Origin of the sequence: Actinacidiphila alni, from assembly GCF_900112845.1 — a bacterium.
GTDB classification, from domain to species: domain Bacteria; phylum Actinomycetota; class Actinomycetes; order Streptomycetales; family Streptomycetaceae; genus Actinacidiphila; species Actinacidiphila alni.
This window is the reverse complement of sequence record NZ_FONG01000009.1, coordinates 174,752-189,348: the sequence shown is the minus strand read 5'-3', so window position 1 is coordinate 189,348 and position 14,597 is coordinate 174,752. Positions and strand designations below refer to the sequence as shown.

Below are 14,597 nucleotides of genomic sequence, written 5' to 3'. Positions count from 1 at the left end.
GTACTGCTCAGTTTTCTACCGGACGGTCGGTGCCGGCCGTGCGCCGGGGGCCTGCTCGGAGGTCCGCTCCAGCCGGATGACCACGGATTTCGAGGCGGGCGTGTTGCTGGTGTCGGCGGTGTGGTCGAGGGGCACGAGGACGTTGGTCTCGGGGTAGTAGGCGGCGGCGCAGCCGCGCGGGGTGGGGTAGTGGACGACGCGGAAGCCGTCGGCGCGCCGCTCGGTGCCGTCCTTCCACTCGCTGACGAGGTCGGCGTAGTCGCCGTCGGCCAGGCCGTTGGCGGCGGCGTCCTCGGGGTGCAGCAGGACGACGCGGCGGCCGTTCTTGATGCCGCGGTAGCGGTCGTCGAGGCCGTAGATGGTGGTGTTGTACTGGTCGTGCGAGCGCAGCGTCTGGAGCAGCAGCCGCCCTTCCGGCACGTGCGGGTATTCGACGGCGGCGGCCGTGAAGTTGGCCTTGCCGGTGGCGGTGGGGAAGCTGCGGCTGTCGCGGGGCGCGTGCGGCAGGGTGAAGCCGCCGGGGCGCCGCACCTTGGCGTTGAAGTCGTCGAAGCCGGGCACGACGCGGGAGATGCGGTCGCGGATCGTGTCGTAGTCCCGTTCGAAGTCGGCCCACGGCACGACGCTGCGGTCGCCGAGGACGGCGCGGGCGAGCCGTACGACGATGGCGGGTTCGGACAGCAGGTGCGGGGAGGCGGGGTCGAGGCCGCCGCGTGAGGCGTGCACCATGCCCATGGAGTCCTCGACGGTGACGAATTGCGGGCCGCCGGCCTGCCGGTCCTTCTCGGTGCGCCCGAGGGTGGGCAGGATGAGGGCGCGGGCGCCGGTCACGGTGTGCGAGCGGTTGAGTTTGGTCGAGACGTGGACGGTCAGCCGGGCCTTGCGCATGGCGGCCTCGGTGACGTCGGTGTCGGGGGAGGCGGAGACGAAGTTGCCGCCCATGGCGAAGAAGACCTTGGCGGTGCCGTCGCGCAGCGCGCGGATGGCGCGGACGACGTCGAGGCCGTGTTCGCGCGGCGGCGCGAAGCCGAATTCCTTCTCCAGGGCGTCCAGGAAGGCGGCCGGGGGCCGTTCGAAGATGCCCATGGTGCGGTCGCCCTGCACATTGCTGTGGCCGCGGACGGGGCAGACGCCGGCGCCGGGGCGGCCGATGTTGCCGCCGAGCAGCAGGAAGTTGACGACTTCGCGGATGGTGGGCACCGCGTGCTTGTGCTGGGTGAGGCCCATGGCCCAGCACACGACGACGCTCTTCGCGTCGAGGACGAGGGCGAGCAGTTTCTCGATGTCGGCGCGGCGCAGCCCGGTGGCGCGTTCCACCTCGTCCCAGTCGGTGGCCAGCGCCGCCGCCTCGTACTCGGCGAAGCCGTGGGTGTGTTCCGCGATGAAGTCGCGGTCCAGGGCGCGGTCGCCGGTTTCGAGCATGAGGCGGCCGAGTGCACGGAAGAGTGCCTGGTCGCCGCCGAGCCTGATCTGGAGGAACAGGTCGTTGAGCACGGTGCCGGTGCCGGCCAGGCCCGCGGCGGTCTGCGGATTGCGGAAGCGTTCGAGGCCGGCTTCGGGCAGCGGGTTGACGGTGACGATCTTCGCGCCGGCCTGCTTGGCCTTCTCCAGGGCGGAGAGCATCCGCGGGTGGTTGGTGCCGGGGTTCTGGCCCGCGACGATGATCAGGTCGGTTTTGTAGAGGTCGTCGAGCAGCACGCTGCCCTTGCCGACGCCGAGGGTCTCGGTGAGGGCGGAGCCGGAGGACTCGTGGCACATGTTGGAGCAGTCGGGCAGATTGTTGGTGCCGAGTTCGCGGGCGAAGAGCTGGTAGAGGAAGGCGGCTTCGTTGCTGGTGCGTCCTGAGGTGTAGAAGACGGCCTCGTCGGGGCTGTCCAGCGCGGTCAGTTCGTCGGCGACGATGGAGAAGGCCCGTTCCCACGGGACGGCCTCGTAGTGGTCGGCGCCTTCGGCCAGGTACATCGGCTGGGTGATCCTGCCCTGCTGGCCCAGCCAGTAGCCGCTGCGGCGCGCGAGGTCGGAGACGGGGTGGGCGGCGAAGAAGTCCGGTGTGACCCGGCGCAGGGTCGCCTCCTCGGCGACGGCCTTGGCACCGTTCTCGCAGAATTCGGCGACATGCCGTTTGTCGCCCTCGGGCCAAGCGCAGCCGGGGCAGTCGAAGCCGTCCTTCTGGTTGACCTTGAGCAGGGTGAGCGTCGCCCGCCGCACCCCCATCTGCTGCCCGGCCACTTTGACGGTGTGCCCGATCGCGGGCAGTCCCGCGGCACTGTGCTTGGGCGGCGTGACGTGCGGGGCGTCCTGGACGGGGTCGTGTGCCGGAGACTTCTTCGCCATACCCCTATTATTCCGCCCTCTCGCCTCCGGGCGCTTAGACCCGGTGTCGACGTTCCTCTTCGACGGTCGCTCTCCCCCAGACTCCGTCCGGGGGTGCCCCCATCGCTCCCTGCTCATCGTCTCTTTCGACACCGGCGCGCCTTTTGGCTCGATGGCTACAGACGGGTGGGCGTTCAGAGTTGCCGGTACCGCGCCGGAGGCGGGGCGTTGTCGTACCCGCGTGGGAGGATCGGGGCGTGGCAGACAACGCATCCGCATCGAAGACGACGACCGACCGCCCCCGGCTGCTGCTGCTGGACGGGCATTCGCTGGCGTACCGGGCGTTCTACGCGCTGCCCGTGGAGAACTTCAACACCGCCACGGGCCAGCCGACGAACGCCGTCTACGGGTTCACGTCCATGCTGGCGAACACGCTGCGTGACGAGCGGCCGACGCATCTGGCGGTGGCGTTCGACGTGTCGCGCAAGACGTGGCGGTTCGACGAGTTCCCCGAGTACAAAGCGAACCGGAGCAAGACGCCGGACGAGTTCCGCAGTCAGGTGGAGCTGATCGGTGAGCTGCTGGACGCGATGGGCGTCAGCCGGTTCGCGGTGGAGGGCTTCGAGGCGGACGACGTGATCGCCACGCTGGCGACGCAGGCCGAGGCGCTGGGGTACGAGGTGCTGATCGTGACCGGCGACCGGGACTCGTTCCAGCTGGTCACGGAGAACGTGACGGTGCTGTATCCGACGAAGGGCGTGTCGGAGCTGACGCGCTACACCCCGGCGAAGGTCGAGGAGAAGTACGGGCTGACGCCGCAGCAGTATCCGGACTTCGCGGCGCTGCGCGGCGACCCGTCGGACAACCTGCCGGGCATCCCGGGCGTCGGTGAGAAGACCGCGGCGAAGTGGATCACGCAGTTCGGTTCGTTCGCGGACCTCGTCGAGCGGGTGGACGAGGTGAAGGGCAAGGCGGGCGAGAATCTGCGGGCCCACCTGGAGGCGGTCAAGCTCAACCGGCGGCTGACGGAGATGGTGCGGGACGTGGCGCTGCCGTCCGGCCCCGAGGGCCTGGCCCGGGAGCCGTACGACAGGGACGCGCTGCTCGGTGTGCTGGACGTGCTGGAATTCCGCAATTCCAACTTCCGGGAGCGGCTGTTCGCCGCCGACCCGGGCGCGGAGCAGGAGGAGGCGCAGATCGCCGAGGGTGTCGCGGTGGAGGGCACGATGCTCGCCGCGGGCGACCTGCCTGCGTGGCTGGAGCAGCACGGCGGGGCGCCGCTGGGCCTGGCGAGCGTGGACACCTGGGCGCTGGGCGCCGGGAGCGTGACGCAGGTGGCGCTGGCGTCGGCGGAGGTCGCGGCCTGGTTCGACCCGGCGGAGCTGGACGAGGCGGACGAGCGGGCGTTCGCGGCGTGGATCGGCGACCCGGCGCGGCCGAAGATCCTGCACAACGCGAAGAATGTGGAGCGGGTCTTCGCCGAGCACGGCTGGTCGGTCGCCGGGGTGACGATGTGCACGGCGCTGGCCGCGTATCTGATCAAGCCGGGCCGCCGCTCCTTCGCGCTGGACGTGCTGTCGGTGGAGTATCTGGGCCGTGAGCTGGCGCCGGCCGACGCGGCCGGCGGGCAGCTGGCGTTCGGCGAGGAGGGCGAGGACGAGGGCGCCGCGGCGGCCGACGCGCTGATGGTGCAGGCCCGTACGGTGCTGGATCTGGCCGAGGTGTTCGGCGAGCGGCTGACCGAGGTCGGCGCCGCCGATCTGCTGCGCGACGTCGAACTTCCCACCTCCGCGCTGCTGGCGCGGATGGAACGGGCCGGGATCGCCGCCGACCGGCCCCATCTGGAGGGCCTGGAGCAGCAGTTCGCGGCGGCCGTGCAGCACGCGGTGACCGAGGCGCACGCCTCGGTGGGCCACGAGTTCAACCTCGGTTCGCCCAAGCAGCTCCAGGAGGTGCTCTTCGGCGAGCTGGGCCTGCCGAAGACGAAGAAGACGAAGACGGGGTACACCACGGACGCCGACGCGCTGGCGTGGCTGGCCGCGCAGACCGAGCACGAGCTGCCGGTGATCATGCTGCGCCACCGCGAGCAGGCCAAGCTGCGGGTCACCGTCGAGGGCCTGGTCAAGACGATCGCCCCGGACGGGCGGATCCACACCACCTTCAGCCAGACGGTGGCGGCCACCGGCCGGCTGTCGTCCACCGACCCCAATCTGCAGAATGTGCCGGTCCGCACCGACGAGGGCCGGGCGATCCGCCGCGGTTTCGTCGTCGGCGAGGGGTACGAGTCGCTGCTGACGGCCGACTACAGCCAGATCGAACTGCGGGTGATGGCGCACCTGTCGCAGGACGAGGGGCTGATCGCGGCCTTCGCCTCCGGCGAGGACCTGCACACCACGGTCGGCTCGCAGGTGTTCGGTGTGGAGCGGGACGCGGTGGACGCGGAGATGCGCCGCAAGATCAAGGCGATGTCGTACGGCCTGGCGTACGGGCTGTCCGCGTTCGGTCTGTCGCAGCAGCTGAACATCGAGGCGGTCGAGGCGCGTGGGCTGATGGAGACGTACTTCGAGCGGTTCGGCGGGGTGCGGGACTATCTCCACCGGGTGGTGGAGGAGGCCAGGGTCACCGGTTACACCGAGACGCTGCTGGGCCGCCGCCGCTATCTGCCGGATCTCAACAGCGACAATCGGCAGCGCCGTGAGATGGCCGAGCGGATGGCGCTCAACGCGCCGATCCAGGGCTCGGCCGCCGACATCGTGAAGATCGCGATGCTCAAGGTCGACCAGGCGCTCACGGACGAGAAGCTGGCGTCGCGGATGCTGCTCCAGGTGCACGACGAAATCGTGCTGGAGGTCGCACCGGGCGAGCGGGCGAAGGTCGAGGAGCTGGTGCGCCGCGAGATGGCCGGCGCGTATCCGCTGCGGGCGGCGCTGGATGTGTCGGTGGGTGACGGCGCCGACTGGGAGTCGGCGGCGCACTGAGCCGGTCCGCGGTCGCGCGGGCGGCGCCCTGCGGGCCCGCGCGAGTCTGTGAACGGGCTGTGTGAACGAGTCGCGACCCCTTGGTGAAAGGTCCGCCGAGGGGGCGCCGGCGTTGCCGTATTGCCGGTATTTATGGTGGATCGCGTCCCTGACGGACTGTGGTCCGGGGGCTGAAGTTGCCGTAGGGTCGGTCGAGTTGCGGCGCGGGGTCCGCGCCGGTCTCGCACCTGGGGAGGTCCGCGATATGTCAGCGCGGCGGTACGGCCGGAGGCTACGCAGAGGAGCGGCGGGTACGGCGGTGGCCGCCGCGGCGATGGCGGCGCTCGGCGCCTCGCAGGCCCCGGGACTCCTCCCGGTGGCGCACGCCGCCCCCCAGCACGCCGCGAACTCCGCGACCCCGCCGTCCGGCCCGCAGATCGACGGCGGCTCGCCGTACATCACCGACATGCCGCCGCTGAACACCCCGACAGGACCCGTCGCATCGCCCACCCCCGGCGCCCCGGTCGGTGTCACCCCGATCGGCCCCGGCGGCCCGAGCCTGCCCGCGACCGTGCTGGACGCGTACAAGCGGGCCGAGGCCAGCGTCGCCGCGAGCAACCCCGGCTGCCACCTGCCGTGGCAACTGCTCGCCGCCATCGGCCAGGTGGAGTCCGGCCAGGCCCGCGGCGGCGCGGTGGACGCCAACGGCACGACGTACACCCCGATCCTCGGCCCGGTGCTCGACGGCAACGGCTTCGCGAACATCGGCGACACCGACGGCGGCGCGTACGACGGCGACGCGACGCACGACCGGGCCGTGGGCCCGATGCAGTTCATCCCCTCGACGTGGCAGAACTGGGGCGCCGACGGCAACGGCGACGGGGTGCGCAACCCCAACAATGTGTACGACGCCGCGCTGGCCGCCGCCCACTACCTGTGCGCCGACGGCCGCGATCTGGCCGTGCCCGCCGACATGGACCGGGCGATCCTCGGCTACAACCACTCGCAGGCGTACCTCGATCTGGTGAGGGCCTGGTACGAGCACTTCCGCAGCGGTGACGCGGTGACCGTGCCCGACCGGTCCGGTACGCCGGCCGGCGGCACCCCGCCGTACGCCAACACCCCGAAGCCGTCGACCAGTCCGTCCGCGCCCACCACCCCGGGCGGTCAGCCGTCGCCGTCCCCGTCCGGTTCGCCGAGCCCGACCCATGTCGGCGGTTCCGTCGTCCCGCCGACCGCAGGCGAGCCGTCGACGAGCCCGAGCAAGAATCCGCCGACCACCGGCACCCCCACGACACCGCCGACCACCGGCACGCCGACCGACCCCACGGACCCGCCCACGACACCCGGCTGCCCGACGGACAGCCCCACGCCGACGCCGTCCGACAGCGCGAGCCCCAGCCCGACGGCGACGGACACCCCGACGCCCACCGACAGCCCCACCGGCACGCCCGACCCGTGCGCCACGGACACCCCGACGCCCTCGGACTCCCCGTCGGCCTCCGGCGACGGCAGCACCCCGAGCGCCGAGCCGACCGGCAGCGCGGCCACCGGCGAGGCGGTCACCGCGGCGCCGTAGCCCGCGTCCGCACCCGCGGCGGTCACCGGCGGAGGGGGTCGACTTGGCGGGACCGGGCGTCCCCGCGTCCGCACCCGCGGCGGTCGCCACGGCTCCGTAGCCGTCGTACGCGCCGCGAACGGCCTTACGCGCGGCGGCTGTTGTTGGTGCGCCTGGTCGGTACGGCGGTCGCCGGGTCCTCGGGCCACGGGTGCCGCGGGTAGCGCCCGCGCAACTCGGCGCGGACCGCGCGGTAGCCGTCGCGCCAGAACGACGCCAGGTCCGCGGTCACCGCGGCCGGGCGCCCCGCCGGCGACAGCAGATGCACCAGGACGGGCGTCCCGGCGATCTCGGGCGTCGCCGACAGCCCGAACAACTCCTGGAGCTTCACGGCCAGTACGGGTTGCTCGCCGCTGTAGTCGACGCGGATCCGGGAGCCGCTGGGCACCTGGATGCGCTCCGGGGCCAGTTCGCCGAAGCGGCCCGCCGCGCCCGTCGCCCACGGCAGCAGCCGGGGCAGCGCGGCGCCCGCGGACACGCGCTCCAGGTCGGCCCGCCGCCGGGCCCGCGCCAGCTCGGGCCCCAGCCACTCCTCGGCCCGCTCCAGCAGCGCCTCCTCCGAGACGTCCGGCCAGTCGCCGCCGAGCCGCCGGTGCACGAACGCCATCCGGTCCCGTACCTCCCGGGCCTCCCGCGACCAGTGCAGCAGCCCGGTGCCCTCGCGGCGCAGCCCGTCCAGCAGCGCGGCCCGCACCGCCTCGGGGTCGGGCGAGCGCAACGGCACCGCCGACAACTCCAGGGCGCCCAGCCGCTCCACCCGGCGCGCCACCACGTCCCCGTCCCGCCAGCGCACCTCCTCGTACGTCTCCAGCAGGCCGGCCGCGGCCGTCCGTGCGATGTCCTCGTCGATCACCGCCGCCAGCCGCACCCGGGCCTCGGCCCGCCCGGCGGCCCGGTCCGCGACGGCCACCACGATCCACTCGGCCCCGCCGACCCCGCCGGTCACCTCCGCGCCGGTCCCGGACGCCATCGCGTACAGATCGCCCCCGCGCCGCCGCGCCACCCGCTCGGGAAACGCCAGCGCGACCACGAGCCCCGCGGCGGCATCGTCGGAGAGCGCGCCGCGGCCGCTTGCGGCCGGGACCTCGGCGACGCGCCGCGCGGCGGTGCGGATCTTTTCGTCTTCGGCCCCAGGCGGTTCGGTGCCGGGCCGCGCGCCTGGCGCTGTGCCACGGTCGGCCGCGGCCCGATCGGTGCCGGCCGGCGCGTCCGTCGCCGTCCGGCTGCCGGCCGCAGGCGGTTCAGCCGTCGTCCGGGACCGCGCGTCCGGCGCCGTCGTGGTCGGCACCACCGGCCCGCTCCGGGCGTCCACGTCGCCGGTGGCAGCCTCTTCCGTCACCGTGGCGCGCAGCCGCTCCGCCTCGGCGCGCCAGCGGGCGGCGTACGGGTCGGCGGCGTGCCGGGCGGTGCGCCAGGCGGCGGTGAGGTCGGGGCCGTAGGAGTGGGGGAGTTCCTCGCTGAGCAGGGCGGTGACCTCGGCGGCGCGGCGCGGTCCGAGGACGGGCGCGGCGTCGAGGAGGGCGCGGGCCAGGCGCGGGTGCAGGCCGATCCTGGCCAGCCGGCGGCCCCGGTCCAGGGCGCGGCCCGCCGCGTCGACCGCGCCGAGGCCGCGCAGGGTGTCGCGGGCCGCCGCGAGGGCGCCGGGCGGTGGCGGGTCGAGCAGCGCCAGGTCGGAGGCGTCCGGGTCGCCCCAGCACGCGGCCTGCAACGCGAAGGCGGTGAGGTCGGCGAGCGTGATCTCGGGGGAGGGCCGGCGCGGCCTGCGGGCGTCCTCGGCCTGCGGCCAGCAGCGGTAGACGGTGCCCGGGCCCTCGCGCCCGGCGCGCCCCGCGCGCTGGTCGGCCGCCGCCCGTGACACCCGTACGGTGACGAGCGCGCCGAGCCCGCGCGCGTGGTCCATGCGCGGCTCGCGGGCCAGACCGCTGTCCACCACGACCCGCACTCCCGGCACGGTCAGGCTGGACTCGGCCACCGACGTCGCCAGCAGCACCCGCCGCCGCCAGCCCGGCGTCAGCGCCGCGTCCTGTACGGCGGCGGGCGCCCGGCCGTGCAGTTGCAGCACCTCGATGTCTCCGATGTCTCCGATGTCCCCGAGCTGCCCGGCGACCCGGGCGATCTCCCCGACGCCGGGCAGGAAGCACAGCACGTCCCCGTCGCGTTCCCGCAGCGCCCGCCGTACCACCGCCGCCACATGGTCGAGCAGCGCCCGGTCCACCCCGCGGCCGGTGTGCGGCGACCGGACCGGGCCTGGCGGCGGCGCCCACTCCACGGCCACCGGGTGCAGCACCCCGCTGGTCTCGACCACCGGCGCGGGCGGACCGTCGGCCCCGCCCAGCAGCGCCGCCCAGGCCCCGGTGTCGGTGGTCGCGGACGCCGCCACCAGCCGCAGCTCTGGCCGCAGCAGGGTCCGTACGTCCAGCAGGAACGCCATCGAGGTGTCCGCGTCCAGATGCCGTTCGTGGCACTCGTCGAGGATCACCGTGCTCACCCCGGGCAGCTCCTGGTCGCGCTGGAGCCGTTGCAGCAGCACACCGGTGGTGACCACCTCGACCGCCGTACGGGCGGAGACCCGGCGCTCGCCGCGTACGGTGAAGCCGACCGTCCCGCCGACCCGCTCGCCGAGCAGCCAGGCCATCCGCCGGGCCGCGGCCCGCGCGGCCATCCGGCGCGGTTCGGCCACCAGCACCCGGCCGCCCAGGGCGTCGGCGAGCAGCAGCGGCACCAGCGTCGTCTTGCCGGTGCCGGGCGGCGCGGCCAGTACGGCGCAGCCCCGCGAGCGCAGCGCCGCCAGCAGGCCGGGCACGGCCGCGGCGACCGGCAGCGCACGCCCCTCGGGCCGGACCGCGCCGCCGATGCCGATATCGATACCGATGCCGGGGTTGTCGCCGATGACGGGGCCGGGGCCGGGACTGGTGCCGTTGCCGTTGCCCGTGCCGGTCGCGGAATCGCCGCCCGCGGTCACTCCGCCGCGCAGACGAAGATCGCGGTGCCCGGCAGCAGACGGCCGCGCAGCGGGGACCAGCCGCCCCAGTCCTGGTCGTTCCAGCGCGGCCACTCGGGCTCCACCAGATCGACGAGCCGCAGGCCGGCCGCGGCGATCTCACGGACCCGGTCGCCCAGCGTGCGGTGGTGCTCGACGTAGACGGCCAGGCCGCGGTCGTCCTGCTCCACGTACGGGGTGCGGTCGAAGTAGGAGGCGACGGCGGTCAGGCCCTCGGGCCCCGGCTCGTCGGGGAACGCCCAGCGCACCGGGTGCGTGACCGAGAAGACCCAGCGCCCGCCGGGCCGCAGCACCCGCCGCACCTCGCGCTGCACCCGCGCGGTGTCCGCGATGAAGGGGAGCGCGCCGTACGCCGAGCAGGCCAGGTCGAAGGAGGCGTCGGCGAAAGGCAGCGCGCCCGCGTCGGCCTGGACGAGCGGGACGAGACCGGCGCCCGTCTCCCCGTCCTGGTCGATCCGGCGCGCGTGCTGGAGCTGCCGGAAGGACAGGTCGAGCGCGACCGGCCGGGCGCCCTGGGCGGCCAGCCAGCGCGAGCACTGCGCGGCGCCCGCGCCGATCTCCAGCACGTCCTTGTCCTTCAGACCCGCCACCGGGCCGAGCAGCCCGGCCTCCACCTCGTCCAGGCCCTCGGGCCCCCAGACGAAACGGGCGTCACCCAGGAAGTCGCCGTGCTCCAGCTGGTAGTCGTCCGCGTTCCGGTCCCACCAGCGGCGATTGGCCCTGCTGCTCTCCGCGGCGCCCGCCCTGCGCCGGGTCGCCTCCGCTTCCGCATCCGTCTGCGCGGCCCCGGCGAGCGCTCGGGGGTCTCCCAGGACTCGGGGTTCTTTGGCATCGTCTTGGGAAAAGGGTCCTTGGATCATCGCGGCAGTCGTCGTACTCTCTGAGAAGACCTGGCACTGGGTGACTTGTGCCGGTTCGGTCCGTTACGCGCCCGGTGGGCTCTTCGTGCGTTGACCGTGCCCGGCTGCCCCCGTATGCTACAAGTTGCGCTGCGAGCCTGCGCGCCTCAGACAGAGCAGGCTGCGCTCGGAATCTGTTGCATACCTCTCGGCCTCGGGCTGTCCGGAATTCGGCAGGAGCGAAAAGGGTTCACGGCGTAGCAGTACCTACGACTTACTGTCCGTACCGGAGTCCTTTCCCTAATGACGAGCAGCACCGAGGCCCCTCGCACCACCCCGCAGGTGGCGGTCAACGACATCGGCAACGAGGAAGCCTTCCTCGCCGCGATCGACGAGACGATCAAGTACTTCAACGACGGCGACATCGTCGACGGCGTCATCGTGAAGGTCGACCGGGACGAGGTCCTGCTCGACATCGGTTACAAGACCGAAGGTGTCATCCCCTCCCGCGAACTCTCCATCAAGCACGACGTCGACCCCAACGAGGTCGTCGCCGTCGGCGATGAGATCGAGGCCCTGGTTCTCCAGAAGGAGGACAAGGAAGGCCGCCTGATCCTCTCGAAGAAGCGCGCTCAGTACGAGCGTGCCTGGGGCACCATCGAGAAGATCAAGGAAGAGGACGGCATCGTCACCGGTACGGTCATCGAGGTCGTCAAGGGTGGTCTCATCCTCGACATCGGCCTCCGTGGCTTCCTGCCGGCCTCGCTCGTCGAGATGCGCCGCGTCCGCGACCTCCAGCCCTACGTGGGCAAGGAGCTCGAAGCCAAGATCATCGAGCTGGACAAGAACCGCAACAATGTGGTCCTGTCCCGCCGCGCCTGGCTGGAGCAGACCCAGAGCGAGGTCCGCCAGACCTTCCTCACCACCCTGCAGAAGGGCCAGGTGCGCTCCGGCGTCGTCTCCTCGATCGTCAACTTCGGTGCGTTCGTGGACCTCGGCGGTGTCGACGGCCTCGTGCACGTCTCCGAGCTGTCCTGGAAGCACATCGACCACCCGTCCGAGGTCGTCGAGGTCGGTCAGGAAGTCACCGTCGAGGTCCTCGACGTGGACATGGACCGCGAGCGCGTCTCCCTGTCGCTGAAGGCGACCCAGGAAGACCCGTGGCAGCAGTTCGCCCGGACCCACCAGATCGGGCAGGTCGTGCCCGGCAAGGTCACCAAGCTCGTTCCGTTCGGTGCGTTCGTCCGCGTGGACGAGGGCATCGAGGGTCTGGTGCACATCTCCGAGCTGGCCGAGCGCCACGTGGAGATCCCGGAGCAGGTCGTCCAGGTCAACGACGAGATCTTCGTCAAGGTCATCGACATCGACCTCGAGCGTCGCCGCATCTCGCTGTCGCTCAAGCAGGCCAACGAGTCCTTCGGCGCCGACCCGGCCTCGGTCGAGTTCGACCCGACGCTCTACGGCATGGCCGCGTCGTACGACGACCAGGGCAACTACATCTACCCCGAGGGCTTCGACCCCGAGACCAACGACTGGCTCGAGGGCTACGAGAAGCAGCGCGAGGAGTGGGAGGGCCAGTACGCCACGGCCCAGACCCGCTTCGAGCAGCACCAGGCGCAGGTCATCAAGTCCCGCGAGGCCGACGAGCAGGCCGCTGCCGAGGCCGGCAACGCCGCGCCCGCCGCGTCCGGCGGTGCGGGTGTCAGCGGTGGCTCCTACTCCTCGGAGTCGGACGACACCTCCGGCGCCCTCGCCTCCGACGAGGCCCTCGCCGCTCTGCGCGAGAAGCTCGCGGGCGGTCAGAGCTGATTCGCCGGCCGCTGGCATAGCCACAAAGGGCCTGGCCCGCACCCCTCCGGGGCGCGGGCCAGGCCCTTTTCCGTAGGAGTACGTCCGGGGGCAAGCCCCCGGACCCCCCTTACCCCGGCGGGTGGGGGAATGGCGGGGGGATCTCGTTCGTTGAGGGGGGAGAGAGCGAGGAGGACGATCATCGTGCTGGATCCGCAAGGGCTGTACGAGTACGTGCCGGGCGGGGCCGAGGCCGTCGACGCAGCGGTCGGAGACGCAGGGCCCGTCCTGCTGTACCACTTCGAGGGGTACATGGACGCCGGTGAGACCGGCGAGCAGATCAGCGCGCAGTTGCTGGACCGGCTGGACAACCAGCTCATCGCGCGCTTCGACGCCGACCGACTGGTGGACTACCGCGCCCGCCGCCCCCTGATGACCTTCGAACGCGATCACTGGACGTCCTACGAGGCGCCGGAGATCGACCTCTATCTGCTGCGGGACACCACCGGCACCCCCTTCCTGCTGCTCACCGGCTCCGAGCCGGACGTGGAGTGGGAGCGGTTCGCCACCGCGGTGCTCCAGGTCATCGAGCGGCTCGGGGTGCGCCTGGCCATCAACTTCCACGGCATCCCGATGGGCGTGCCGCACACCCGCCCGGTCGGCCTCACCCCGCACGGCAACCGGGTGGACCTGATGCCCGGCCACCGCGCCTGGTTCGACGAGGCCCAGGTGCCGGGCAGCGCCGCCTCCCTGATCGAGCTGCGGCTCGCCGAGGCCGGCCGTGACGTGCTGGGCGTCGCCGCCCACGTGCCGCACTACCTGGCGCGTTCCCCGTACCCGGACGCGGCCCTCGCCGTACTGGAGACGATCACCGCCGCCACCGGCCTGGTCCTCCCGGAGGTCGCGCACGCGCTGCGCAATGAGGCCCACACCGTCCGCGTCGAGATCGACCGCCAGGTCGCCGAGGGCGACGGCGAACTCGTCTCGGTCGTCCGCGGTCTGGAGAACCAGTACGACGCGGTGGCCGGCTCCCAGTCCCGCGAGAGCCTGATCGCCGAACCCGTCGACCTGCCCTCCGCCGACGACCTGGCCGCCGAGTTCGAACGCTTCCTCGCCGACCGCGAGGACGACTGACCGCCTGCGGCGCGCACGCCCGGCCGTCGCGGCCTGGTCACGCCGTATCCGCGTCCCGTGCGGACGCGGATACGGACGTACGAGCGCGCTCAGCTGTCGGTGCAGGCGTGACCGGCAGCCGCGCGAGCCCGGCACGTAAGGTGGGGGCATGCTGAATGTGGGGCTGACCGGGGGGATCGGGGCCGGGAAGAGCGCGGTCGCCGGGCTGTTGGTGGAGTACGGGGCGATCCTGATCGACTCCGACCGGATCGCACGCGAGGTGGTCGAGCCGGGCACCGAAGGGCTGGCCGCGGTGGTGGCCGAATTCGGCGCGGACGTGCTCGCGGCGGACGGGACCCTGGACCGCCCCAAGCTGGGCGCGATCGTCTTCGCCGACGAGGAGCGCCGCAAGGCGCTGAACGCGATCGTGCACCCGCTCGTCGGCCACCGCTCCGCGGAGTTGCGCGCCACGGCGGGCCCCGACGACATCGTCGTCAACGACGTACCCCTGCTCACCGAGAACGAGCTGGCACCCTTCTACGACCTGGTGATCGTCGTGGACGCCGGCACGGACACCCGGGTCGACCGGCTGGTCCGGCAGCGCGGCATGAGCGAGGACGAGGCCAGGGCCCGGATGGCCGCCCAGGCCACCCGCGAGCAGCGCCTGGCCGTCGCCGACATCGTGATCGACAACGACGGCCCGATCGAGAAGCTGGAACCGCAGGTCCGCGCGGCCTGGCAGCGGCTGCGCGCGCTCGCCGACGACAAGAAGGCCGACCACACGAAGGCCGACGACACGAAGGCCGACGCGACGCAGGCCGACGACAGAGCGGCCGGGCCGGCCGGGGACGCGTCGCCGCAGGTCTGACGGCCGGGGGCCGCGCCCGCCCGGGGAATGTGGTTGCCGTCGGCGACGTTGGGTATGTCAGACCAGACGATCAGTCGTCACCCGTGCCCGAATTCAGGGA

General features: G+C 72.7%; 8 protein-coding genes. 5 read left to right on the top strand and 3 right to left on the bottom strand.

The window, feature by feature from the left end; all coding sequences use genetic code 11:
- Nucleotides 1-15: 15 nt before the first annotated feature.
- Nucleotides 16-2,334, bottom strand: coding sequence for an FdhF/YdeP family oxidoreductase (locus tag BM076_RS17340; RefSeq protein WP_093714465.1), 2,319 nt, complete (start codon nucleotides 2,332-2,334; stop codon nucleotides 16-18).
- A 236-nt stretch (nucleotides 2,335-2,570) separates the two neighbouring features.
- Here BM076_RS17340 and polA point away from each other — a divergent pair, with 236 nt between their 5' ends.
- Nucleotides 2,571-5,291, top strand: coding sequence for a DNA polymerase I (polA, locus tag BM076_RS17335; protein WP_093714464.1), 2,721 nt, complete (start codon nucleotides 2,571-2,573; stop codon nucleotides 5,289-5,291).
- A 244-nt stretch (nucleotides 5,292-5,535) separates the two neighbouring features.
- A complete protein-coding gene (locus BM076_RS17330) occupies nucleotides 5,536-6,849 on the top strand; it encodes a lytic transglycosylase domain-containing protein (RefSeq protein WP_093714463.1) in 1,314 nt (437 codons plus the stop codon).
- A gap of 124 nt (nucleotides 6,850-6,973) precedes the next feature.
- On the opposite strand, the gene BM076_RS17325 is transcribed toward BM076_RS17330, so the two are convergent.
- Both BM076_RS17325 and BM076_RS17320 read right to left on the bottom strand, forming a co-directional pair.
- Nucleotides 6,974-9,742, bottom strand: coding sequence for an ATP-dependent RNA helicase (locus BM076_RS17325; RefSeq protein WP_245796122.1), 2,769 nt, complete (start codon nucleotides 9,740-9,742; stop codon nucleotides 6,974-6,976).
- A 104-nt stretch (nucleotides 9,743-9,846) separates the two neighbouring features.
- Nucleotides 9,847-10,749 (bottom strand): class I SAM-dependent methyltransferase, encoded by a 903-nt coding sequence (locus BM076_RS17320; RefSeq protein WP_093714461.1) that lies wholly within the window; start codon nucleotides 10,747-10,749, stop codon nucleotides 9,847-9,849.
- A 282-nt stretch (nucleotides 10,750-11,031) separates the two neighbouring features.
- Here BM076_RS17320 and rpsA point away from each other — a divergent pair, with 282 nt between their 5' ends.
- The 3 genes from rpsA (at nucleotide 11,032) to coaE (ending at nucleotide 14,497) form a co-directional block, all read left to right on the top strand.
- Nucleotides 11,032-12,537: a 30S ribosomal protein S1 gene (rpsA, locus tag BM076_RS17315; protein ID WP_093714460.1), complete on the top strand. Its 1,506-nt coding sequence runs from the start codon at nucleotides 11,032-11,034 to the stop codon at nucleotides 12,535-12,537.
- A 183-nt stretch (nucleotides 12,538-12,720) separates the two neighbouring features.
- Nucleotides 12,721-13,650, top strand: a complete 930-nt coding sequence (locus BM076_RS17310; protein WP_093714459.1) for a PAC2 family protein — start codon at nucleotides 12,721-12,723, stop codon at nucleotides 13,648-13,650.
- Between the two features lie 148 nt (nucleotides 13,651-13,798).
- Complete coding sequence (gene coaE, locus BM076_RS17305) at nucleotides 13,799-14,497, top strand: dephospho-CoA kinase (protein WP_093714458.1); 699 nt, start codon at nucleotides 13,799-13,801, stop codon at nucleotides 14,495-14,497.
- Nucleotides 14,498-14,597: the final 100 nt, after the last annotated feature.

Excerpts from the sequence above, each read along its gene's own strand:
- BM076_RS17340 (WP_093714465.1), bottom strand. The coding sequence starts at position 2,334 with ATGGCGAAGAAGTCTCCGGCACACGACCCCGTCCAGGACGCCCCGCAC.
- BM076_RS17330 (WP_093714463.1), top strand. The coding sequence starts at position 5,536 with ATGTCAGCGCGGCGGTACGGCCGGAGGCTACGCAGAGGAGCGGCGGGT.
- BM076_RS17320 (WP_093714461.1), bottom strand. The coding sequence starts at position 10,749 with ATGATCCAAGGACCCTTTTCCCAAGACGATGCCAAAGAACCCCGAGTC.
- rpsA (WP_093714460.1), top strand. The coding sequence starts at position 11,032 with ATGACGAGCAGCACCGAGGCCCCTCGCACCACCCCGCAGGTGGCGGTC.
- coaE (WP_093714458.1), top strand. The coding sequence starts at position 13,799 with ATGCTGAATGTGGGGCTGACCGGGGGGATCGGGGCCGGGAAGAGCGCG.